This window comes from Calothrix sp. UHCC 0171, assembly GCF_034931845.1.
Taxonomy (GTDB): domain Bacteria; phylum Cyanobacteriota; class Cyanobacteriia; order Cyanobacteriales; family Nostocaceae; genus Brunnivagina.
Genome location: NZ_JAYGHN010000030.1, coordinates 20,944 through 43,334, shown reverse-complemented (window position 1 = coordinate 43,334; position 22,391 = coordinate 20,944). Strand labels below are relative to the sequence as shown.

Annotated in this window: 21 protein-coding genes; 10 read left to right on the top strand and 11 right to left on the bottom strand. The window is 40.9% G+C overall.

All coding sequences use genetic code 11. The features are described from left to right. Positions 1-53: 53 nt before the first annotated feature. The 4 genes from hepA (at position 54) to VB733_RS20060 (ending at position 6,854) form a co-directional block, all read left to right on the top strand. Entirely contained in the window at positions 54-1,904 is a 1,851-nt protein-coding gene (gene hepA, locus VB733_RS20075; protein ID WP_323341830.1) for a heterocyst formation ABC transporter subunit HepA, read from the top strand. A gap of 25 nt (positions 1,905-1,929) precedes the next feature. Beyond that, positions 1,930-2,877 (top strand): glycosyltransferase family 2 protein, encoded by a 948-nt coding sequence (locus tag VB733_RS20070; protein ID WP_323341829.1) that lies wholly within the window; start codon positions 1,930-1,932, stop codon positions 2,875-2,877. A 263-nt stretch (positions 2,878-3,140) separates the two neighbouring features. Beyond that, positions 3,141-5,465 carry a polysaccharide biosynthesis tyrosine autokinase gene (locus tag VB733_RS20065; RefSeq protein ID WP_323341828.1) on the top strand — a complete coding sequence of 775 codons (2,325 nt, stop codon included), beginning with the start codon at positions 3,141-3,143 and terminating at the stop codon, positions 5,463-5,465. 132 nt (positions 5,466-5,597) lie between these two features. Beyond that, positions 5,598-6,854 (top strand): hypothetical protein, encoded by a 1,257-nt coding sequence (locus tag VB733_RS20060; RefSeq protein WP_323341827.1) that lies wholly within the window; start codon positions 5,598-5,600, stop codon positions 6,852-6,854. On the opposite strand, the gene VB733_RS20055 is transcribed toward VB733_RS20060, so the two are convergent. Together VB733_RS20055 and VB733_RS20050 are read right to left on the bottom strand one after the other, a co-directional pair. After that, entirely contained in the window at positions 6,855-8,009 is a 1,155-nt protein-coding gene (locus VB733_RS20055; RefSeq protein WP_323341826.1) for a SpoIID/LytB domain-containing protein, read from the bottom strand. Between the two features lie 769 nt (positions 8,010-8,778). Beyond that, complete coding sequence (locus VB733_RS20050) at positions 8,779-10,398, bottom strand: DUF6930 domain-containing protein (RefSeq protein WP_323341825.1); 1,620 nt, start codon at positions 10,396-10,398, stop codon at positions 8,779-8,781. 442 nt (positions 10,399-10,840) lie between these two features. Here VB733_RS20050 and VB733_RS20045 point away from each other — a divergent pair, with 442 nt between their 5' ends. From VB733_RS20045 to VB733_RS20035, 3 genes are all read left to right on the top strand, one after another. Further along, entirely contained in the window at positions 10,841-11,197 is a 357-nt protein-coding gene (locus tag VB733_RS20045) for an iron-sulfur cluster assembly accessory protein (protein WP_323341824.1), read from the top strand. A gap of 107 nt (positions 11,198-11,304) precedes the next feature. Then, entirely contained in the window at positions 11,305-11,727 is a 423-nt protein-coding gene (locus VB733_RS20040; protein ID WP_323341823.1) for a hypothetical protein, read from the top strand. A 78-nt stretch (positions 11,728-11,805) separates the two neighbouring features. After that, positions 11,806-12,051 (top strand): hypothetical protein, encoded by a 246-nt coding sequence (locus VB733_RS20035; RefSeq protein ID WP_323341822.1) that lies wholly within the window; start codon positions 11,806-11,808, stop codon positions 12,049-12,051. A gap of 13 nt (positions 12,052-12,064) precedes the next feature. On the opposite strand, the gene VB733_RS20030 is transcribed toward VB733_RS20035, so the two are convergent. After that, the gene (locus tag VB733_RS20030) at positions 12,065-12,985 is read right to left on the bottom strand and encodes a TIGR01777 family oxidoreductase (protein WP_323341821.1); all 921 of its coding nucleotides are present in this window, start codon (positions 12,983-12,985) and stop codon (positions 12,065-12,067) included. A 152-nt stretch (positions 12,986-13,137) separates the two neighbouring features. On the opposite strand from VB733_RS20030, the gene VB733_RS20025 reads away from it, so the two are divergent. Then, positions 13,138-13,485 carry a hypothetical protein gene (locus VB733_RS20025; protein ID WP_323341820.1) on the top strand — a complete coding sequence of 116 codons (348 nt, stop codon included), beginning with the start codon at positions 13,138-13,140 and terminating at the stop codon, positions 13,483-13,485. An 88-nt stretch (positions 13,486-13,573) separates the two neighbouring features. Next, positions 13,574-14,050 carry a gamma-glutamylcyclotransferase family protein gene (locus VB733_RS20020; protein ID WP_323341819.1) on the top strand — a complete coding sequence of 159 codons (477 nt, stop codon included), beginning with the start codon at positions 13,574-13,576 and terminating at the stop codon, positions 14,048-14,050. Positions 14,051-14,066: 16 nt separating this feature from the next. On the opposite strand, the gene VB733_RS20015 is transcribed toward VB733_RS20020, so the two are convergent. The 3 genes from VB733_RS20015 to VB733_RS20005 all read right to left on the bottom strand — a co-directional run bounded on the left by VB733_RS20015 (position 14,067) and on the right by VB733_RS20005 (position 16,062). Continuing rightward, entirely contained in the window at positions 14,067-14,690 is a 624-nt protein-coding gene (locus tag VB733_RS20015; protein WP_323341818.1) for a transcriptional regulator, read from the bottom strand. A 172-nt stretch (positions 14,691-14,862) separates the two neighbouring features. Continuing rightward, positions 14,863-15,522, bottom strand: a complete 660-nt coding sequence (locus VB733_RS20010; protein WP_323341817.1) for a sigma-70 family RNA polymerase sigma factor — start codon at positions 15,520-15,522, stop codon at positions 14,863-14,865. A 378-nt stretch (positions 15,523-15,900) separates the two neighbouring features. Continuing rightward, positions 15,901-16,062, bottom strand: a complete 162-nt coding sequence (locus VB733_RS20005) for a hypothetical protein (protein ID WP_323341816.1) — start codon at positions 16,060-16,062, stop codon at positions 15,901-15,903. A 381-nt stretch (positions 16,063-16,443) separates the two neighbouring features. Here VB733_RS20005 and VB733_RS20000 point away from each other — a divergent pair, with 381 nt between their 5' ends. Then, positions 16,444-17,118 carry a L,D-transpeptidase gene (locus VB733_RS20000; protein ID WP_323341815.1) on the top strand — a complete coding sequence of 225 codons (675 nt, stop codon included), beginning with the start codon at positions 16,444-16,446 and terminating at the stop codon, positions 17,116-17,118. A 103-nt stretch (positions 17,119-17,221) separates the two neighbouring features. Here the strand turns inward: VB733_RS20000 and VB733_RS19995 are convergent, their stop codons facing one another. From VB733_RS19995 to VB733_RS19975, 5 genes are all read right to left on the bottom strand, one after another. Next, the gene (locus VB733_RS19995) at positions 17,222-17,764 is read right to left on the bottom strand and encodes a late competence development ComFB family protein (RefSeq protein WP_323341814.1); all 543 of its coding nucleotides are present in this window, start codon (positions 17,762-17,764) and stop codon (positions 17,222-17,224) included. Between the two features lie 153 nt (positions 17,765-17,917). Next, positions 17,918-18,871 (bottom strand): M23 family metallopeptidase, encoded by a 954-nt coding sequence (locus tag VB733_RS19990; RefSeq protein ID WP_323341813.1) that lies wholly within the window; start codon positions 18,869-18,871, stop codon positions 17,918-17,920. 196 nt (positions 18,872-19,067) lie between these two features. Further along, positions 19,068-19,766: a DevA family ABC transporter ATP-binding protein gene (locus VB733_RS19985; RefSeq protein WP_323341812.1), complete on the bottom strand. Its 699-nt coding sequence runs from the start codon at positions 19,764-19,766 to the stop codon at positions 19,068-19,070. Between the two features lie 233 nt (positions 19,767-19,999). Further along, a complete protein-coding gene (gene devC, locus VB733_RS19980; RefSeq protein ID WP_323341811.1) occupies positions 20,000-21,175 on the bottom strand; it encodes an ABC transporter permease DevC in 1,176 nt (391 codons plus the stop codon). Between the two features lie 33 nt (positions 21,176-21,208). Then, on the bottom strand, positions 21,209-22,354 hold the full coding sequence (locus VB733_RS19975) for a HEAT repeat domain-containing protein (RefSeq protein ID WP_323341810.1): 1,146 nt from the start codon (positions 22,352-22,354) through the stop codon (positions 21,209-21,211). Positions 22,355-22,391: the final 37 nt, after the last annotated feature.

Below are 22,391 nucleotides of genomic sequence, written 5' to 3'. Positions count from 1 at the left end.
ATAAATTCTATATTTTCATTCCTGAATTATGTATTATAAATTTTTAAACCCAAATGGTTATTAACCTTCCTCAAGCAATTCACAAGCTGTTGGCAACTAGCAAATTTTGGCAGGATAACTATCTGATTTTGCGTGAGTTTAAACCTTTTCGCACAAAAGTTATCCAAGCAATCTTATTTACCCTAATTGCAGCAGTGTTGGAAGCAACAGGTGTCGGTTTAATCGCATCCCTATTACAAGGTTTAACAAACCCGAATCAACCACCTATACATACAGGATTGGAGTGGTTTGATATTTGGTTTTTAGGTGTACAAGCAAGCGCAACGGTTCGTATCTACAAAATATCGGGTTTAATTTTATTTACTGTCTGGATGAGAGCAATTTTTGCCTACTTAGGAAAATATCTGGCAAAAACTTGTGAAATTAAATTAGTTGATGCCTTGAGACGGCGAATCTTTGAGCAATTTCAACGCTTTAATCTCAGTTACTACAGCCAAAATCGTGGTGCAGAATTAATCAATACCTTTTCCTTGGAAGTCGGTAATATTAACCAAGCTTTTAATGAAATTATTAACTTTGTGACTAAAAGCTGCGTCATCATTGCCTATGCATTGGTAATGCTATTGATTTCCTGGCAACTCACTTTCGCAACTGTACTGGCATTTAGTTTACTGGCTGCGGCTGTCTCCAACCTAATTCGATGGGTACGTGAAGCGAGTTTTGAGATGACAAGTACGGGGGCTGATATGGCAGCAATTGCAACGGAGTATATTAATGGTGTGAAGACTGTACAGGCTTCCTGGAGTCAAGAATTTGAAGGCAAGCGCTTCGACAAAGCCTCACAAATGTTTGCGAAAGCATATATGCAGAGTAACCGGATTGGTAGTAGCGTGCTTCCTCTGGCAGAAGCGACAGCAACAACAATATTAATCGGAATTATCATTTTCGCCGTCTCTACACTTGTGAGTGACGGTAGTTTGCATATCATCTCCCTGCTGGCATTTTTATTTGCCCTATTTCGCTTACTACCAATTCTCGCCCACATGAACAGTTCTTGGGGCACTATTGCCACCTTTGCAGGTTCTTTGCGAGTCGTTCACGAACTTTTACGTACCGACAACAAAACCTATATTAGGGATGGTGAAGTGGAATTTACCAGATTGAAACAGGGAATCTCTTTTGAAAATGTTGATTTTGCTTATGACAGCAACAATACCATTTTGGAAGAGATTAACCTAACTATTGAACAAGGTAAAACTATTGCCATTGTCGGGGCTTCGGGTTCAGGAAAGACAACTTTAGCCGATTTACTCATTCGATTTTACGAGCCAACAGTTGGTAATATTTTTGTTGATGGCGTGAATTTGAATCAGTACAAACTCTGTACTTGGCGGCAAAAAATTGCAGTTGTCAGTCAGGATACATTTATTTTTAATACATCGGTTCGGGAAAATATTGCCTATGGACTCGAAGGAGTGAGCAATGCAGCCATTGCAGAAGTGGCGCGACAAGCCAATGCTTTAGAATTTATTTTAGAGATGCCGGAAGGATTGGAGACAAAATTGGGCGATCGCGGCGTAAGATTATCGGGAGGGCAAAAACAGAGGATTGCCATTGCCAGGGCATTACTTCGCAACCCAGATATCTTGATTTTAGATGAAGCCACAAGTGCTTTAGATTCAATATCCGAACGTTTGGTGCAGGAATCCTTGGAAAAATTAGTTAGTGGTAGAACCGTAATTGCGATCGCTCATCGACTATCGACAATTTACAAGGCAGATAAAGTTATTGTACTCGAATCAGGCAAAATAGTCGAACAAGGCAGCTATCAAGAATTGTTGCAACAGCGCGGTAAACTCTGGAAATATCATCAAATGCAGCATGAGATTGGAGTTAATAGTTAATAGTTAATAGTTATTAATTTGCCGATTGTCCTTTTCTATTCCTGATAGTATGAAAACTGCGATCGCTTTGATAATTTTCAATCGTCCACATACTACCCAAAGGGTGTTTAATGCCATCCGTGAAGCAAAGCCAGCAAAACTGTTTGTGATTGCTGATGGTATTCGCCAGCATTGCCCAGATGATGTGGAAAAATGTGCAGCAACTCGCAAAATTATTGAACAGATGGATTGGGATTGTCAAATACTTTGTAACTATTCAGAAACAAATTTAGGCACGAAAAAACGAGTATCTAGTGGTTTAGATTGGGTATTTGCACAAGTTAAAACCGCCATCATTTTAGAAGACGATTGTTTACCTCATCCCCACTTTTTCCCGTTTTGTGAAGAATTGCTCGCACGCTTTGAGAATGATACCAGAATTATGACAATTTCTGGTAATAACTTTCAATTTGCTCAATCAAAAAAATCTCATCCTCAACGCCATGAATATAGCTACTACTTTTCACGTTACCCCTTGATTTGGGGCTGGGCAACTTGGCGTAGAGCCTGGCAAAAATATGATTTAGCAATGCAGCATTGGGAAACCATTCGTGAGGGTAAATGGTTAGAAGATTTACTTGATGATCATCGAGCAGTAAAATATTGGTCGAGAATCTTTCAAAGTTGCCATCAAGGTAATCTCGATACCTGGGATTATGCTTGGACTTTCACATCTTGGCTCCAAAACAGTTTAAGTATTATTCCCAATACCAACTTAGTTACTAACATTGGCTTTAGTCCCAATGCCCTGAATAGCAAAGCTGTAAATAGTTTATTTGATAATCACCCCGCCAGAGCAATTAGCTTTCCCCTCGAACATCCGCCATTCACTATTCGTGATACCCAAGCCGACAAATTTACCCAGTCTACCCAATTTGATCCTAGCCTCAATTGGCGAATTAAAATGAAGTTAAGGCAAATATTGAATGTATAAAAAATATTCTACCTTTTGGCGGATGACAAGAATGCAATCAGGTCTATAATTGGATGATTTCTTGGCAAATGATGATCGAAATAGAGAAAAATATGCTTAAGAATTGTTCAGCGATCGCCGAATAAATGGCATAATTTTAGTTTAAGTAAATTCCACTTTTAGAGACTAATAACTATCACATCTAGCACATCAAAATTGATAGAATCGTTTCAGTAAGTCAACGCATTATTACAAAATAATTTCCATAAAAAAGGGGTTTGATAGTGGCTGATACTGGTTTAGAACAAGAACAACTGGTCGCTACATCTTCATCAAGTGCAGTTGATATAAGACAACTATTAAAAATTTTACATCGCCGTCGCTTTCTCATCGCTGGCATATCTTGTTTGGTAATGTCAGCAGCAGGAGTTTTGGCACTACTTGCCAAGCCCAATTACCAAAGTTCCATGCAAATGCTCGTTAGCTCCAATATCTATGAAAGCACGAGGTCAAGAAATTCTCCAGGGGATGGAGATAGCGACTTTACAGACGCAAATTTAGAAGTAGTAGATTACACAGCACAATTGCAGTTAATGTTGAGTAATCAATTAATTGAAAAAGCTGTAGCCAAACTGCGTTCTGAATATCCGCAGATGAAAGTTGAAGATATCAAAGGCGAAAAAAATAAAAAAGGCAAAAAACCACCACTAAGTGTAGCCCGTGTGGAATCAGGAAGTGGTATCAATCGGATTCCCAGCCAGGTATTTGAAATCACATATAAAGACAAAAACCCCATCAAAACCCAACAAGTTCTCGAAGCACTCCAACAGGTTTATCAAGACTACAACATTGAGCAGCAAAAAACGCGCTTATCTAGAGGAATGGCGTTTGTTAACGAACGCCTACCCAAAGTCAAAAGTGAAGTTACCCAAGCCGAGCGAAATTTAGAACTGTTCCGCAATCGACACAAAATACTCGATCCTGAAGCCCAATCCAAAATCTTATTAGCATCTCTGGCAGATACTCAAAAACAGTTACAAACTACACAGGCACAGTTGCAAGATTCCCAAGCCAGATACACAGCAATTCAGCAGAAATTAGCAGCATCTCCTCGCAGTGCCTTAGTTTCATCCCGCTTAAGTCAATCAACTCGCTATCAAACCCTACTGAATGAAATTCAGAAAACAGAGTTAGCAATATCACAAGAAAGAATTCGTTATACAGATAACTCCCCAGCAGTCCAGAAGTTACTCGAACAGAGACAAAGTCAACTATCATTACTGCGGCAAGAAGTCGGGCGATCGCTCAGTGACCAAGTCGGAAAAAGCACATCTCCTCCCAACAACTCCGCAGTTGATAGCACCATTGAGAAAATCCTCAATCAATCTCTCAATCAACCTGTCAATCAACCAGCCAACAATAACGAACCCCTATTAGGAAAAGGACAACTCGCCGGAGTAGACCTCAAACTAGTAGAAGAAATGATTCAGGTACAAACAACAGCATTAGGATTAATTGCTAATCAACAGAGTCTCACAGAGTCAGAAAAGCGATTGCGAACCGAACTCAGTCGCTACCCCAGCTTGATAGCCGAATACAACCGCTTGCTACCCGAAGTTCAAACCAGCCGCAAAACCCTGGAACAACTCATGCAAGCGCAACAATCCCTAGGCTTAAAAATTGCCCAAGGAGGCTTTGATTGGCAAATCATTGAAGCACCTGAAAAAGGCACCTACATAGGTAGCGGTAGGATGATGCTACTTGGTGGCGGTCTACTTTTGGGACCAATTTTAGGTATTATCATCGCCCTGATTTTAGAATTGCTCAATGACAAACTTTACGTACCCTACGAATTACAACGCATCACCAATCTTCGCTTACTGGGTATAGTGCCGAAACTCCTCCCACCCAAGAAACCGAAACGCCCAATCCCAGTATTCAAAAATACAAACAAAAGCAGAACTCAAAACACTAGAACCCTAGTTATAGATTCGCCAGTGACGATGGCATCACTACCATCCCATGAAACCATCGACATGGCATATCAAAACATCCAAATACTCAACTCACCGTTACCCTACAAATCCCTGATGGTGACATCAGCCCAGGTGGGAGAAGGTAAATCAACAGTTGCACTGGGATTAGCAGTTAGTGCCGCACGAATGCACCACCGAGTCCTGATCATTGACGCAAATCTACGGAACCCCAGTCTGCATGAACAACTTGACCTTTCCAACGATTGGGGCTTATCCCTACTCCTCGTCGATGAAGCGAACCCACCATATCAAGAGTACATCCAGCCAGTTCACCCGGCGATCGATGTGCTTACAGCTGGTCCCTTCCCCGAAGATGCAGTGCAATTACTGAGTTCCCGGCAAATGAGAGAACTGTTAGAATACTTCGAGCAAATTTATGACTTAGTTTTAGTTGATACATCACCAATTTTGGGAACAGTCGATGCGAGAATTTTGGCAACATTATGTGATGCGATCGTCTTAGTGGCAAGAATGGGGCAAGTCACCCGTACAGAAGTTGTCGAAGCTAAAGAAATTTTGGAGAAGTTGAATTTAGTGGGGATTATCGCTAACCAACCAAAGAAAATTGCTTAGTTCCCAACCCCAAATCCCCCGAATTTTTTAAAAAGCCAGGGATTTGAACGGGAACAACCCAACACACCAACAGCAATTAAAATCAAACTTTATACTTGAGATAGGAAGACTTTTTCACAGGAAAACGCAGGCATGACTCCTAATCCCACCATTATGCAGGCGGTTGAACGGCTTGGCTACCGCGTTACTGTTGGTGACGTAGCAACCCAGGCAGGTTTAAATGTTGCAGAGGCAAATCAAGGTTTGTTAGCCCTGGCATCGGATGCGGGGGGACATTTACAGGTTGCAGATACAGGTGACATCGTATACTTATTTCCCAAGAATTTTCGCGATATATTACGCAATAAGTATTTTAAAATCAAGTTACAGGAATGGGGTAAAAAAATCTGGGGTGTTGTATTTTACCTAATTCGTATTTCCTTCGGAGCCTTATTAATCGCTTCTATTGCCTTAATTACGATCGCAATTTTCCTGATTATTGCGGCAATGAATAGCGATCGCGACAACGATAATAACAGTAGTTGGGGAGGAGGTGGAGGATTTTTCTTTTTCCCCGATTTATTTTGGTATCTGAGTCCTGGTTACAACACACACTACCAAGAACGCCGTCGCGAAAAAAGCGAACTGAATTTTTTTGAAGCCATATTTTCATTTTTATTTGGCGATGGTAATCCCAATGCCAATTTAGAAGAACGTCGCTGGCAAGAAATTGGTACAGTCATTAGCAGTAATCGTGGTGCTGTTGTCGCCGAGCAAATTTCACCCTATTTAGATGATATTGGCGAAAAGTACCAACAAGAATACGAAGATTACATGCTGCCCGTACTCATGCGGTTTAATGGAAAACCCCAAGTGAGTCCCGAAGGGCAGATAGTTTATTATTTTCCAGAATTACAAATCAGCGCCGTCAAAAAACGCCGTCATGCGATCGCATCTTACTTGGAAGAATTTCCCTGGCGATTCAGTGCGGCAACATCCGGACAAATCATGCTGAGTGCAGGTTTAGGTGCAGTCAATTTAATTGCTGCTTTAATTCTTGGTAGCTTATTACGGGGTGGAGTTGTCGCCGCCCAATTAGGTGGACTTGTGGCATTTGTCCAAAGCATTTACTGGTTATTACTAGCTTACGGTGTGGGCTTCCTCGCTATACCTTTAGTTAGGTACTTCTGGATTCGATGGCGCAATACTAAAGTTGCCGAAAGAAACCGCGATCGCATTTCCCGTGCCAAAGTATTAAGTAGCGCCGACGAAGATTTACAAAATAAAATCGCTTTTGCCAACCAATTTGCATCAGAAAAATATATTGGCACGGAAAATCTTGCTTACTCCACCGAAGAGGACTTACTCCAACAGGAAGTTAAACGATTGGAAGAAGGAAGTCGGGAATAATTATTTTGCTTGAATTGGGGATAGGGAAACACCTCGGAAATAATAAGCCAAAATTTGCAAATAATTCGCCCGTTGTAATGCCAAATTGTAGGCACCCCACTGACTCATGCCCACGGCATGACCATAACCTTTACCTTGCATGGCAAAATTACCATCAGGGGTTTTAGTGACTGTAAACCGGGTACTTCTCAACTTGAGGGCAGTACGCACGTCTTCACCACGTAGCACTTTAGAACTTTTATCTCCAATGATTTGTAAAGCTTTAACACTGCCAAATGGCGATGCCGTTTGTACCTTCATTTCCTTTACCTTACCCAGTTCAGGAAAGCGCTGGCTAATTTCTGTTGCCGAAAAAGCACGCTGCCAAGAGCATTCGGGAATATTCTGGTCAAAATCAGGAACAGCCCGCAAATAGTTTCGACCTTCGTCTCCGCCCCAAACATCTTCCACATTTTCTGTATGCCCACCAGAACAAGCATGAAAGACAGAGAGAATAATCCGGTTTTTATAGGTTAAAACCTGTCCCGCAGTTTTATCAACGGCATCGTAAGTTGTTGGGGATTCGCTGATGACACCTTTGTAAATTTGCCATCTGTCGGGACTATCACCGAGATCAAAAACAGGGTCATTACGTTGTTGCTCCCGTTTATAAATAGCATAGGTTCGAGCTGCGATCGCTTGAGCTTTCAAGGCTTCTTGGGGCCAACGTGCATCCATCTCGCCACCAATGACGCTGTAGAGATACTCCTCTAAATCAACCCAGTTCACCGCAGTAACACCTTTACCTGTCGGTACTACCAAGGTACGCCCACGATACCACTTGTCACCAATATAAACAAAACCCTTACCCGTTGGCTCAATCCAAAATAAACCAGATCGCCATTTATCTAAAGCTACCCCACCACCAGGTACGGTTTGCGCGTAGTAGGCACTCATGGCTGGTAACTGTCCCAGAGTCCTACCACTACCATCTTTTACTGCCGCAGCCGTCGAACTACCAACCTTAACTTGGTTGACATCGCGCTCAATTGCCACACGCAAAATCACCGAAGCTTGAGCAGGTGCAAGCATTGCCATCCATAGGAGAATACCAAGCCACCAATAGCGCGCTTTGAGTGGGGAAAATAAGGAAATTAGTAACATTTGGATTTTCATGCTGATAGTCTTACGTACACCTAATATTTATCTGACGTTCTCACGGACAGTAGTTTCCCGTAAATGAACTAAACTAGAACAATCGAGCTACTAAGTTGTAGCCGAGCATATTCTCTTTCCCCTCAAATTATATTTAGTATGACCCCGGTGATCAATCGCAATAACTAATACAAAAACATACTATTAATCCTGTACAAATTAACAACTTAGCGATTAATTTTCATCAATCTACCTGGTTTATATAAAATTTATTTTTTCTATATATAAAGAATATCACTGAAGATAATTAACGGAATTTCAAACCACAACCTCAAATCCTTGAATGCTGATGAAAGTCGAGTGATAGAAATGGTTGATATCATGTCTGCCTACATACCAAGGATAAAACTGACGCAGAAATGGCGAGATAGAGGGACGCTGAGAAAAACTAATAATAACTGACTTACCGGAATCGATATGAATCAACTAACTTGCTGAAAATATTCAAGATTTACTAATTTTAGTTTGCCTATACCCTCTCTCCAAAATTTGGCAATACATAAATATCCGTGTCTCTCCATCTCCGCGTCCCCGCGTCATCATCTGTTACTTTATTTTAGAGAATTGCTATTATTTGCCAAGGCGATTGCTTGATTGGACAACAAAATTAGTAAACTCTGAAGAAACATAATGCCAAGAAAATTCTTCTTCAGCAAGATTTTCCATTATCGGGGCAACTATTTACCCTGACGACGGAACCATAATTTTGTCGTAATTTGAATTTTAGAAATCACTCAATTTGCAGTTGGGGCATAAGTTGTAAAGTGCCAATACCCAGGTCATGGGGAGAGAGCGATCGCGCTTCAAATAATGCCATCATGTCACGTAGTTGGGGATTCCCACGACTTGCACCCGTCAGTCCTTTGGCAATAATCAAACCACAATAACCCTGAGTATTTTTGCAGCGTTGGTTCCATTTTTTACGAGCTTCAACGTGGGTGGGGTCTTCATCCTCAAATTCTCCAAATAAAAATAATTCGCCATTATTAGTTTGCAATAAACCAAGGTCATAACTTTCACCACCCAAAGGGTCTGCACCTGGGTTAAAACAGATGGCTTTGAGTCCACCAGCTGCTTCAATACTTTCAATCACAGTTTTCGCTTTGGGGCGCGAAGTTTGAATTAAAATCACAGGCAATCCATCCCCCGTTACCTGAATTTCCCCAGCCTTTTGATATGTAACACCTTTGCGTAAATAATCAAGCATTTCCCAGGAGACGACACCCAAACTCAAAAACGAATCTTCGGGAATTAAATCATCCCGCAACGACCGAAACATCGACTCACCATCATCCTCTTCGTCATCATCACCAGCCATTTCTTCTAATTCGGCGGCTAATTCTGGCATCGTTGCAACATTAACGCTGACTAACTTGGTTTCTTCATTTTCTGGTAAGTTAATTCGATAGCGACGGTTGAGGGCTGGAAATTCTGAACTATTCAGTTGGCGGCGATGATCACGAACAAATCGAAATAGGCTTTCGAGTGCCACATAAACCACCAATGCTTCTTCATCGTATAAAACAGAGCGCAATCCTTCTAAAGGATGAATGTTTCCGAAGGTGGGGTTAATTTCCGATAATGGTAAATCGGCAAGGTCTTCAGAAACCTCATTATCGTCTTCTTCCAGATGTTCAAACGTCAAGAATAAACAATCCTGCTTGAGAAAAGCTTCTTCCAAACCTTCGGTCGATTCATTATCTCTTAAAACTTCAGATCGAAAGCGTTTGAGCGACTCTTCAGAACGATATAGTAAAATACCATATTCCATCCCCAACATCCCCATAATTGAGGCGTAGAGAGTGCCTATATCCCATTTATTAATTTCTATGGAAATGATTTGTTGTTCTTCTAAAAAATTCCACGGTGATGCTTCCCAAATCGCATAAGCTTTTTCATGTAAGGTTTGGGCATATTGTGGTGGTAAGTCCGGGACTTGGCTGTCGATGAGTTCAGCAAATCCGCGAAATAATTCATCTATTAAAGGTAATTCTGGTACGTAGTCTATGGCAATTTCCAAGTCTTGGAGAACACCACGTAAGTAAAATTGGATTTCGCGATCGCGCACCACAATTCGTTGTGGACGTGATGGTTTTGCTGGACTATGGGGATTTTCCATTGCCCGCATTAATGTCCGCACAATTGCCTCAGGTCCCGTATCTGGTGCCACAACATCCATGCCGCGAACAATACCTTGCGAACCATCCACCCAAAGAATGCATTCCCCTTTATCTTCGTCAGGCTGTGGAGAATGCATATTTGATAATGGACGGCGATCGCCCTCCCACACAGAAGGAATCTGAGGTAGTTTCTTCAACCGACGACTGGTAGAGCGATTAAAACTTGTCATAAACTAATTGAATCTAAACAAGCGAGAGATGGTGTTTTTGTTTTTTGGGTTTTCGAGAACATGATTTTCGAGAAAAATGGGAAGTTCATTAGACAAAACTCCCATTCAGTTCAAAACTCCCAAGATACCTAAAATATTAGGCTAGTACAGAGGATAGGGAAATCAGCAAACTTAAGCAAACTATTTATATTGACTTAAAGGCTTGAATTTCAAGGCTAATTCGTTCTGTATTCTGTATTTTATAGTCTCCATCCTCTAGCAGCCCTCTGCTTCCAGGAGAATTTAGCTAACTTCCCCAGGCTGCGATCGCATAGGGTTTTCAGCATTCGTTCTATAATTAATAATAAAAATACATCTATTTTCTACCTCCTCACCTCTAATCCCACATCCTCTAATCTCTAAATCCTAACCCTAATCACTAAACTTAAGGAGTAAAAAAGCAATGACACAAGTAACCGAATCTCAAAAAAGAGGCATCCTGTTAAGCGAAGCTGCGTTGCAACAAGTTAAATCTTTGCGTGATAAGCAAAATCAAGACCTATGTTTGCGGGTTGGAGTCCGCCAAGGTGGATGTTCCGGTATGTCTTACATCATGGATTTTGAAGACGTAAGTAAGATTACCCCTAACGACGAAGTGTTTGACTATGATGGCTTCAAAATAGTCAGCGATCGCAAGAGCTTATTATATCTTTATGGTTTAATGCTCGATTACAGCGATGCCATGATTGGTGGTGGATTCCAGTTTACCAACCCGAATGCTGCTCAAACCTGTGGTTGCGGCAAATCCTTTGGTGTTTGACATTTCTGATGTGTTATTAGTTAATGGGCATTGGGCATTGGATATTCACTCATAAACAGTAACTATTAACCAATCACCAATAAGCAACGACTAACGATGAAGCTACTATGACTCAAACTGTTGAATCCCTATTTGATACAGGTTTAGAACGCTATAAAGCCGGTGAAAGCGTCAGCGAACTCATTCCTGTTTTTAAAGAGGTATGCGATCGCTCCCCCAAAAGCAGTTCTGCCTGGACTTGCTTGGCTTGGCTATACCTACTTGATGAAAAAGCAAATTTAGCCTACAAAGCTGCCCAAAAAGCCGTCAAAATCAACCCCCAAGACCCCCAAGCACGGGTTAACTTGGCTTTGGCAATGTTAGAAACCGGACAAAAAGGACTGCGCGAACATGTGGAATTTGCACAACAGTTGATTTTTGTCAATGAAGAATGGCGTGATGAACTCAAGCAAAGCATTGAAGATGGTTTTGTGAGAAAGCCGGAATGGAAAAGTTTAACAAAAGTCAAGCAATGGTTATTTGAATCTTGACTTAGTTAATGCTTAATGGGTGACAAGTAATGGGTCATGGGTTATTGCCCATACCCCATTGACAAACAATAAACATTTATGAAAGAAAAATTTTTGAACTGGCTAAATATAATACTTGTAGCCGATGTTTTTTTAGTATTTTTGGGATTTGGCTGGTTTGCGATCGCAGTTATTGGGGATGCTAGCGGAATCCATCTTGGTTTAGATTTGTGGCATCGGCTTTGGCAACCCGTTTTTAATCCTGCGATCGGTATTTTGATGGGTGGTGCGATTCTGAGCGGTGTGATTAGCTGGGTTTCTAAAAAATTTGCCGCAAATCGTTAGCTAGCGCCATTAACTATTTTAATATTTCCTCTAAAGCCGGCTGCACCTTTGAGTATTGGTAAGTGAACCCGCTTTCCAAGGTACGTTTTGGCATTACTTGTTGTCCTTCAAGTACCATTATTGCCCCTTCACCAAGCAACCCTTCAAGTGCAAAAGCTGGTACAGGTAACCATGAAGGACGATTCATTACTTTTCCCATTGCGTCGCATAATTCCGACATGCGAACTGGACAAGGTGCTGTCGCATTATATACACCTTCCATATTAGTTTTTGTCAGTGATTGGATAATGAGATTCACTAAATCATCAATGTGAATCCAGGAAAACCACTGTTTTCCACTACCAAGAGGACCACCTGCAAACAATTTAAATGGTGTAATCATTTTCTCTAAAGCACCACCATTACCCAGAACAATACCGAAACGCAAAATTACTAACCTGACACCCACATCCTGAACTTTTTGCGCTTCCGCTTCCCAAGCTTGACAAACTTGTGCCAGGAAATCATTACCCGATTGACTATTTTCGTCAAAGCTAGCAGTTTCGCTAGTTCCATAAAATCCAATTGCCGAAGCATTGATTAAAACGCGGGGTTTTGCATCAGCATTAATTATCGCTTCGACGACTTTTGCAGTTCCCAATTTTCGACTGTTGAGAATCTGCTGTTTGCGTTCTTGTGTCCAACGTCCCTCTGCAATCGGTTCGCCAGCTAAATTAACTACCGCATCGCATCCAGAGATGGTATTTTGCCAATTACCCGATGTAGTTGTACTTGCCGGCACAATCTCCACTTTGGGAAATGAACTTTTGGGAAACAGCTTGACAGCGCGATCGCTATTTCTAGTTAATACTACTATATCTATATCTTGTGCCTGGAGTCGTTTAACCAAATGACTTCCGACAAATCCTGTTGCACCTGTAATCGCGACTTTCATGAAAACCTCTAGCAAAGCACTTAATGCTTAGGTTAAAGGTAAAAGGGTAAGGGGTAAAGGGCAGGGAAAATCAGAATCAGTTGAAAAATACTTACCTGTGAGATAGTCAGGTATTATAGGATGTATGCAGTGTTACAAGGCTTGGGGCTATTATGGCTCGGTATACATGTTCTTTTCTTCTTTCTGTTTCGGTAGAAAATCTTCAACCATCACTCATACAGCTTCTAGATAGTTGTGGGTTGAATGTGCAATATTACACCGCCGATTACATTATGGCGCGTGAATTTCCTGGTAGTATTGCATTCTCCAAATTAGTCACAGTGGAAGCATTAATTGACAAAACAACTGCTACAGAATCAGAAACTCGTATGACTTTAGTGATTAAAAATGAAGAATTGCCGCTTCAGTTTGATAATCATTGCCGACAAGTATTTGACTATATTAAGCAGGAAATTGAACATAGCCGCTATTGGCATTTAATCGAAAGTTTAGCTGGTTAACTTTTACAAGTTGAGATTATCTAGGGTGATTCTGAAGAAATTGGAATTGCCAGCAGAAAATTACTAAAACTAGAATTGAGGATGAGTGGTGATCAAAGTATTCGTTTACGGTACATTGAAACCCGGCGAGGAAAATTATGCAGAATATTGCGCGGGCAAGATTGTCGATACCAAACCAGTTTATACATTCGGCGAATTATTTGCATTACCCCAGGGATATCCAGCCATGATAAAAGGAGACAACCGAGTTTACGGCTATCTCCTTACATTCGCTAATATAGAGGCTTTGACGAAGCTAGATGAGTTAGAAGATTATCATCCCTCTAGGCAAAATTCAGAAAACCTTTATCAGCGAGAGCAGATTGAAGTATTCAATCTAGAAAGTAATATAGATTTTTCTTTTCAAAGCCAACCTTCTCAAACCCAGCAATTTCTTGGTTTAGCTTGGACTTACTTGATGACAAAAAGTCAAGTGTATCAGCTAAATGGTGTCCGACAAACTGATGGTTGGTGGACTGGTGACAGTATTAATATGCAGCAATTATGCCAGAACCAACTGGGCTAGCCATATTATTGCCTAATTAATAAAGACTGTTATCATGATTTGGCGTTTGTTGCCGATTAAAATTTTTCGGCTCCAGCTTTTCCGTTTTGGGAATTGGAATAACTGGACCATTAATTGCAACCATCAAAGACGAACTTGCAACTTCTGGTTGAACTGGGCTTGATTTAACCTGTTCATTAACCTGTTCAATTGGTCTTTGTGCAAATTGGAATCTGCTAGTTTCACCATTAAACAAACCAGAAATCGAGCCAAGAACACAAGCTGCGATCGCAGTTCCGCCAAATATACTGGCTAATCTTAAACGCCGACGCTGCAAGCGTTCTAAAACTTTTTCGACCGTTGTTTCCACGGGCACTTCCGGTTGGGGAATCGGGAGAGTCCGCAGTCCGTGCCGTAGTTTTAACAATCTGTTATATAACTTTTGAGATGACGGGTCATTTGCCAGCCATTCTTCGATTTGCTTGCGTTCTGTTGCTGTCACCTCGCCGTCGAGGTAAGCACTTAATAACTCGAAGCGATCGCGCTTCACCATATCCATAGCACCCGTTAAATCGTTGGTATGCTTGACAACATTTTCATCCAGCCCTGGTTGAGAGGCTGCTGAATGAGAACGGTAGTTAAATCCAGAATCAGTATTCATCTTAACACTATTACCAATTCATACACGGGTAAACAGAGCGGACAAAGGTGAGAAATTGTGTTTATTTCTTTTGGCAGAAGCACTCTACTTGATTTGTTTATTTTGTTCAACTTATTTCTAGAGTCCCGTGATTGACTAAAAATTGCATTTACATTCGACTGCTAGTACAAGCCTAGGCATCAAGATAGTTTTGCAATTGTGCTTGTAATCTGGTTCTCGCACGAGCGATACGAGATTTGACTGTACCCAAAGAAACACCTGTGATTTCGGCAATTTCTTCGTATGCCATCCCTTCGATTTCTCTGAGGACAATCGTAGTCCGGAATACTTCGGGTAGGTCGGCGATCGCTTCGCGTAGCTGTTCGTAAAACTCGCGAGTAGTTAGTTCTTCTTCCGGTCCTGGGGTATCCCCAGCAATTTCCCAATCCATTTCGCCGTCGTCTACCGAGCGGGGAGCATCGAGCGACAGAGGAGTGACAACCCGTTTGCGTTTCCGTAACTCGTCATAAAACAAGTTGGTGGCAATCCGGCTTAACCAACCTCTAAATTTGGATGGCTCTTGTAATTTGCTAATATTCCGAAAAACTCGAATCCAAACTTCCTGAGCCAAATCGGCTCGATCAGCCCAGTCTGGTGCTAGGTGATACAAAACTCTTTCAACCTGAGTCTGATAACGACGCATTAATTCTTCAAACGCAGCACGATCGGGACGCAGCCCAGCTTGACAGCGTAAAATTAAGTCGTGGTTTGAGAGTTTGTCAACTTGCACTTCCTTGTTTTCCGGAAGCCTGGTATCTATTGTTGACCAGGATACAGTAATCGATTGACTCATAGATCGTACTGGCTTTTTAACATCCCTATCTATTAGACCTGCTAATTTGTTATTAGTTCCTCAAGGTAGTGACGGATTCTTGACTGTAACACCGATGTATATAAATGCAGCAAAATTAGAGAAGCTAATACATGGCTATTTAGCCATTTAGCTTTAGAAATAATATTTTCCAGGAAAAAATAAAAACAATAAATACTGAAATGCAAAGTATTTTATAATACTAAATTAAAACAGAGAGGCAAAGAGAGTGAAATGGAAGCGGGGTAATTCAGTGGTAGTCCTCAAGTGACAAAATTATTCCGCAATCAGGCAACATCGACTCAGCATTTGCCAACGTCCCTGTATTCTCTGTGCATATTTTTGTTCAATCACCAATTTCTACTCCTCAGCAGTTCCCAAGTCCTTAACTAAAATTGTTGGCGCTGAATTAACTTTTTTGTCAACAGTTATGTATGTATTATTTGTGCTGGGTTCACGGATATGCAAACACAAATTAAGGGAAAATGTAATTGCGATCGCCAGAATTAATTTTTCAAACATAATTTTTATCTCATCCACACCATCTATAAAGATTGTTCTTTACACCCACCAAGTTCCTGGGAAATAATTTCGATCCGAAGCTTTGCAAATACAATCAGTCGTGTATTTGCCTTAACCCTAGTGTGCCCACTAGTATTGGAATATTCATGAGGGAATAGAGAAAAGTTTATAAATTTTTGATGTTCTGGTGAATCATCGGACTATTAATTTCCAGGGGCAAGCAGTTTTGTGGTGATAACAGAGTTATATTCTAGATTGTGTAAATTACAATCGAAAAAAGAAAAAACCTCTGGCGAGGAAATATCTTGATGTATTTAAGGTCTGTCTTGATAAAGATATGTAACTTAATGTATTTATTGGGTATGTTAGCAAAGATGGGCGATGGCAATGGTGAGAAATGAACCTGTAGCGCGTATAGTTATGTTGCTCTGCTTTAGTACAGCCTTGCTGACTATAGCTGTACATTTGCATATTTCTAGTTCCACAACTTCGATGGAAGCAACGCCGTCATCAAAACAATCTCAAAATTCCACCAATAACGAAACATCAATCACCGATAAACTGGCGAAATTTCTCCAATTAGATCGAAGCAGTAGTAGTAATGATTCTGCCAGAGCTTCATCTCCCCAGCAGTCATCTTTGAATTCGCAACAAAACCCTATATCCAGAGAATCGCGATTAGTTGTAGATTTAAGCGATCGCCGTGTCTATGTTTACCGAATGGGTGAAGTGATAGCGAGTTATCCCACAGGTATTGGTAAAAAAGGTTGGGAGACACCTACAGGTTCATTTAAAGTTTTCCATATGCAACATGATCCAGTATGGCGACATCCAATTACGGGGAAAGTTTTCCCACCAGGTGAAGATAGTCCTTTAGGCGATCGCTGGATCGGTTTTCTGTCCGATAAGGATGGTGAAATTGGTTTTCACGGAACGCCAGATGACAGCTTAGTGGGAAGTCCTGTATCTCATGGTTGTTTGCGAATGCGTAATCCGGATGTCCGGATGCTGTATAACCAAATCAAAATAGGAACACCTGTAGAAGTCAGACATTAGTTGGTGATTAGTTAAAGTTAATTAAAGTTATCAAATAACTATTAACCATTAACCATCAAGTATTGCCAAATTGACTATATAACTATTAACTTTAACTTTTAACTTAAGGTTGTGCTTTTTGTTCAAAGTTAGGGGCGTAAGCTTGGAGTAACTTACTAACTTGAGATACCAGTTCATTACCGGTATTTTTCGCCAATACTGGTGTTTTATCATCATTGGGTCGATCCAGGTTCCGGGCGATCGCTTCTCCAACTTGCTGGCTAATCAAATCTTGCAATTCAGCTTTGGCACGTTGGCGCTGCCAGCTAGCACCCTCTTCGGTAGTTGCATAGAGGGGGGGAAGGCGGTTGAGAGCGTAAGCAGCAATATCTCCAACATCTAAGGTTCTTTCACTAGTCGCTTCAATTTCGGCAACACGAGCAACAGCCTCAGTCAACACCAAATCTTCCATGACGTTAATAAACTGTTTGCGAGGTACCGCCACTACTTCACCGGTTAATAGTGCCCCCATCAGCCTGTCTAACGCCATGTACTCCTCAATTGATAGCTCTGAGGCATGGTCACAGATTCTTCCAACTTCAGCTTCCATAGCTGGTGTTAGATAACCATCTTGGAGAGCGTGTTCTACAATTTTTCCTATACTCATAGCACTCATCTTTAATTTGTCTTGCCACCCAAGCTAGGTAGGGACGGATACCAATCGAATCTATATTTGCTCTATTTTGCTCAATTGTAAACAGTTTACACATAAATTATGTAGCAAAAATGCATCTAGATACATTTTTACTACTCAACTTAACTATTCAACAGCACGATTGAGCCAAGGAATGGGGTCGATGCTTTTGCCATTTACATACAAGCCCCAATGTAGGTGTGGTCCTGTAGATGCGCCTGTCGAACCAATTGTGCCGATTTTTTGACCGGGCTTGACCATATCACCTTCCTTGACCAAGATTTGACTCAGGTGCATAAAGATACTTGCTACCCCTTGTCCATGATCAACTCCAATGACGTTACCGTGGACTCTGAACCCTTCTTTGACAGTTCCTACTAAAACAACACGCCCTGCGGCGGGAGCGATAACAGGAGAACCAGTTCCTCCAGCAAAATCTAGACCACGATGGTAGTAATCCTTGGCGAATACACCGTTGTAGTAGCGACGCACTCCAAATGCGGTAGTCATGCGGGCATTACTTGGCTTAATAAACGTACCGTTCCAGAATTTTTCGGGAGTACGTACGGCGCGAAATTCGGAAGCCCGTTGCAGTTCAAGTTTGGTTGCCGAAACCCCAGCTTTACCAGGGGGTAAATTAATACGTTGAACTTTAAAGGTACGCGGTTTGACTTCAACGAGGATTTTTTTGGTTTCACCACCGCCTGTCACTGTAATTGTTCTACCACCTGCTTTTTCCAGAGGTGTAGTCGGGATAAAAGCACGGTATTTGTTGGGAGCAACTTCATAGGCTGTGTAGTTGTCGCTACCACGACTTACAGTCACACTGTCACCACTAGCCTGGTTATCCAAGCTAACTACTACGGAAATGGTATCTCCCAATCGGGGAGCTTGGGGATTAATTTGGACTTGCAAAGCATTGGCTGGGAAAGCAAAAGCAATGGGTAAAGTTACCATGCCTGCGGTGATGCTGGCGGCTCGGATATATTTGTTAAAAGTTTGATTTAAGCCATTGACAGCTGCATTAATCCAATGATTTTGTGAGCTTGGCGACTGACTATTACGGTCGATTGTGATCATAGAGTTGCACAACAATTTCTGACTGCTGTGAAAAACAGACTAAGGGCTTCTTGTCTGTGTTTCCGGCAGAAGCAAGTAATTGGCGGATTGATTTATAGTTAAATTAAACCGCCCTTAATATTATGTATATAAGTTGTATAAATGCAACATTTACCTGAACTGATTACATGTTGATTTACGGTTAAATTACGTGATTTTAGCTAGCTGGTGCTAAATTTGTATCATTAGCTAGCTTTCCATCTTCTAGATGTACAATACGGTCGGCAATATCGAGAATACGGTTATCGTGGGTCACAAGTAGAATAGTACAATCCTGTTCTTTGGCGAGCATTTGCATCAAATTGACAACATCGCGACCAGATTTACTATCGAGGGCTGCCGTTGGTTCATCTGCCAATACTATTTTCGGATGGCTAACGAGTGCCCGTGCGATCGCCACCCGTTGTTTTTGTCCCCCTGATAAATCATCTGGGTAATAATTAACACGATTACCTAATCCTACATGTTCCAGCATGGCGATCGCGCGTTGGTTCATTTCTCTGGATGAAATACCCTTTTGTACTTCTAAACCCATTCGCACGTTTTGTAATGCGGTCAAACTTCCGTGTAAATTATGTGCTTGAAAAATGTAACCGTGATGACGACGTGCTTGTGTGAGTTTCCTGGCATTGGCTCCTACTAAGTCCTGTCCCAAAACGCGCAAGTTGCCAGATTGTGCGGAACGTAAGCCACCCACAAGCGTTAGTAGCGTCGTTTTGCCGGAACCGGAGGGACCTGTCATAATGATGATTTCACCAGCAGAAATCTCTAGGCTGACATCAAATAACACCTGTTTGCGAAGTTGATTTTTACCAAAGAAATGGTCAAGATTTTTGACAGAGATTACGGATTCCATAAATTGACATTGCTGAATAAGAGGATGATTGAGCTTGACATCATGTCCGGTTGAACAGTTATTATTAAGACTGACATGGAGACTTAGAGACGCGAAGATGCGGAGAAATTTTAACTGTAAGTGATTCGCTGAACATGATATGACTTGGAGATTAGGGACGCGGAAAACTAACTTTTAATCTTTTAATCGTAAGTGGTGGGAAAGACGGTGATATTACTGTGTCTTTGACAAATTTAAAACATATCTGCGGGGTCTGCGGATTGGACTTTACGGGTGGCAACAGCGCCGGAAATCATGCACATAATCACCGTCATCATCATGACTTGAATTGCCCTAGCTAAGGTCATAATTACTGGTAAATTTGTGGCATTACTAGTCATTGTGTACAATGCCAAGGAAACGGAAATGCCAGGAATAAAACCTAAAATTGCTAAAATAATCGCTTCTTCAAACACCACACTCAATAAATAAGAATTACGAAAACCCATGGCTTTAAATGTGGCATATTCTTTCATATGGGCATTAACATCGGTGGAGAGAACTTGATAAACGATAATTACCCCCACCATGAAGCCCATCATGACTCCCAGGTTAAAAATAAAGCCAATGGAGGTGCTTTCCTGCCAGTAGTTTTTTTCAAAGGTAATAAATTCTTCTTTAGTCAGAACTCGGACATCATTCCCAAGATAAGTTTTTAAGTTGGCAGCGACTTGTTGGGGGTCTGATTCTGGTTTTAATTTGACTAAACCAATACTAATGCTACCAGCTTCACGTCGGGGAAATAATCTTAAGAAATTTTGGTCGCTGGTTATTAATGTTGCATCGGCAATAAATGAGGCTCCGACTTTAAATAAGCCACTCACGCTAACAGTGCGACGTTCAATCTCCGCATTTACTTTTTTACCCTGGTCAACTTTTTTAATTACTTCTGCGTAATCTCCACGTCCAGCGCGATCGAATAAAACACTATCTGCAAGCTTGACTTGATTCAGCTGTTGATTCACTTCAGGTAAATTAACTGCTGATTTATCGGGATTAAAACCCATTATTAGTAGTGTTGATTTTTTACCAGTTTCGGGATTTTTCCAGTCGATAAAGTTAACATGCATCGGTTCTGCTGACTTTACTCCTGGTACATCGTTGGCTTGAAATAGCCTACGTCGCGTAAATGTAGACATATTTGCCAAGTTTCGTGCTTGGGGGCTGATGAGGAAAATATCTGCTTCCATGCTGCGGTGTAGTCGGGTGTTACTGTCGAATAATGCAGCTTGAAATCCTAGTTGCATAAACATTAATATGTCAGCAAAGGCAATACCTGATAAGGCAACAAGAAAGCGTCCCTTTTGGCGAGTTAGTTGTAACCAGCCTAGTGGAGTACGACGTTGTAAATTGTGTAGAGGAGAAAGCATATATAATTTGAGATTTGGAATTTTAGATTTTGATTAATGAGGCTTGACTACTGAATTGATAATTTGTTGAATATAACTGGGTGTATTTTTATTTTTCGCAACACTGTTACGTACTAAACCATATTTATCTTGAGCTAATTTTTCCAGAATATGAGCGGGAGCGTTTTCATTTTCAGCAGCGTTTCTTCTGACGAATGGTGATTCATCCTTCGCTAATTTTTCTAAAGCTTTTACAGGTGTAACTGGATTAATTGCCACTTGCCTTCTGACTACGGAAGATAAATCTTCTGCCAGTAATTCGAGAATTTTTAGAGGTGTATTTTTATTACCAGCAACCTGACTTCTCACATCTTCACTTTCATCTTTGGATAATAACTCTAAGATATTAATAGATGCTTTTGCATGGCGGGCTATATCACTTCTAATACCTGAGCTTCCATCTTGAGCTAAAGTTTCTAAAATCTGACTAGTTGTATTTTGATTTTCTACAAGACTGACTTGAATATCTATATCAAGGTTTTCTGCTTGAGATAATAGTTCTAAAGTGTGAACTGGTGTATTGAGATTACGAGCAATATTCACTTTCACCACTACATCTTCATCTTCAGCTAGTCTTTCTAAGATGAAACTGGGTGTACTTTGATTAGCTGCAATCTTTTCACGCACATCAATATCTTGATCTTCAGCTAATTGTTCTAATATATAACTAGGTGTATACTCATTCCCGGCAACACCAATTCTGACATTTTCATCTTTGTCTTGAGCAAAATTTTCTAAAATACGATGAGGTATATTTTTTCCTCTGGCAACATCATAACGAATATACACATCTGGATGTTTGGCAGCCCATTCAATAAAAAATAACGGGAGTCCATCAATTCTAAAAGGATTAATACTTTTACTTGCCATCAAAGGATTAACATCTCGACTGGGATAGTAGAGTTCTTCCAGGAAATTAGGTTTTTCTAGTAATAATAAATCAATGATGGGATTATTTAAGATTTGAATGGGAAATTCAGGAAATAATTCGACGAAAATATCAGGTGGTGTATTTGGATTTTGAGCAACCGCTAGACGAATATTTTTACTTTTGCTTTTGACTAATTCCCGTAGCTTTTGACTTGGCGTATTGGCATTTAATGCTGCTTGCAGTTCTGGAGATTGAATCATATTGCTCATTTTTGCACTCCAATTCAAATATCATGTTCCTCACCTA

Coding starts and splice junctions, on each gene's coding strand:
- hepA (WP_323341830.1), top strand. CDS start 54: ATGGTTATTAACCTTCCTCAAGCAATTCACAAGCTGTTGGCAACTAGC.
- VB733_RS20060 (WP_323341827.1), top strand. CDS start 5,598: ATGACTCCTAATCCCACCATTATGCAGGCGGTTGAACGGCTTGGCTAC.
- VB733_RS20055 (WP_323341826.1), bottom strand. CDS start 8,009: ATGAAAATCCAAATGTTACTAATTTCCTTATTTTCCCCACTCAAAGCG.
- VB733_RS20050 (WP_323341825.1), bottom strand. CDS start 10,398: ATGACAAGTTTTAATCGCTCTACCAGTCGTCGGTTGAAGAAACTACCT.
- VB733_RS20045 (WP_323341824.1), top strand. CDS start 10,841: ATGACACAAGTAACCGAATCTCAAAAAAGAGGCATCCTGTTAAGCGAA.
- VB733_RS20040 (WP_323341823.1), top strand. CDS start 11,305: ATGACTCAAACTGTTGAATCCCTATTTGATACAGGTTTAGAACGCTAT.
- VB733_RS20035 (WP_323341822.1), top strand. CDS start 11,806: ATGAAAGAAAAATTTTTGAACTGGCTAAATATAATACTTGTAGCCGAT.
- VB733_RS20030 (WP_323341821.1), bottom strand. CDS start 12,985: ATGAAAGTCGCGATTACAGGTGCAACAGGATTTGTCGGAAGTCATTTG.
- VB733_RS20025 (WP_323341820.1), top strand. CDS start 13,138: ATGGCTCGGTATACATGTTCTTTTCTTCTTTCTGTTTCGGTAGAAAAT.
- VB733_RS20015 (WP_323341818.1), bottom strand. CDS start 14,690: ATGAATACTGATTCTGGATTTAACTACCGTTCTCATTCAGCAGCCTCT.
- VB733_RS20010 (WP_323341817.1), bottom strand. CDS start 15,522: ATGAGTCAATCGATTACTGTATCCTGGTCAACAATAGATACCAGGCTT.
- VB733_RS20005 (WP_323341816.1), bottom strand. CDS start 16,062: ATGTTTGAAAAATTAATTCTGGCGATCGCAATTACATTTTCCCTTAAT.
- VB733_RS20000 (WP_323341815.1), top strand. CDS start 16,444: ATGGCAATGGTGAGAAATGAACCTGTAGCGCGTATAGTTATGTTGCTC.
- VB733_RS19995 (WP_323341814.1), bottom strand. CDS start 17,764: ATGAGTATAGGAAAAATTGTAGAACACGCTCTCCAAGATGGTTATCTA.
- VB733_RS19990 (WP_323341813.1), bottom strand. CDS start 18,871: ATGATCACAATCGACCGTAATAGTCAGTCGCCAAGCTCACAAAATCAT.
- VB733_RS19985 (WP_323341812.1), bottom strand. CDS start 19,766: ATGGAATCCGTAATCTCTGTCAAAAATCTTGACCATTTCTTTGGTAAA.
- devC (WP_323341811.1), bottom strand. CDS start 21,175: ATGCTTTCTCCTCTACACAATTTACAACGTCGTACTCCACTAGGCTGG.
- VB733_RS19975 (WP_323341810.1), bottom strand. CDS start 22,354: ATGAGCAATATGATTCAATCTCCAGAACTGCAAGCAGCATTAAATGCC.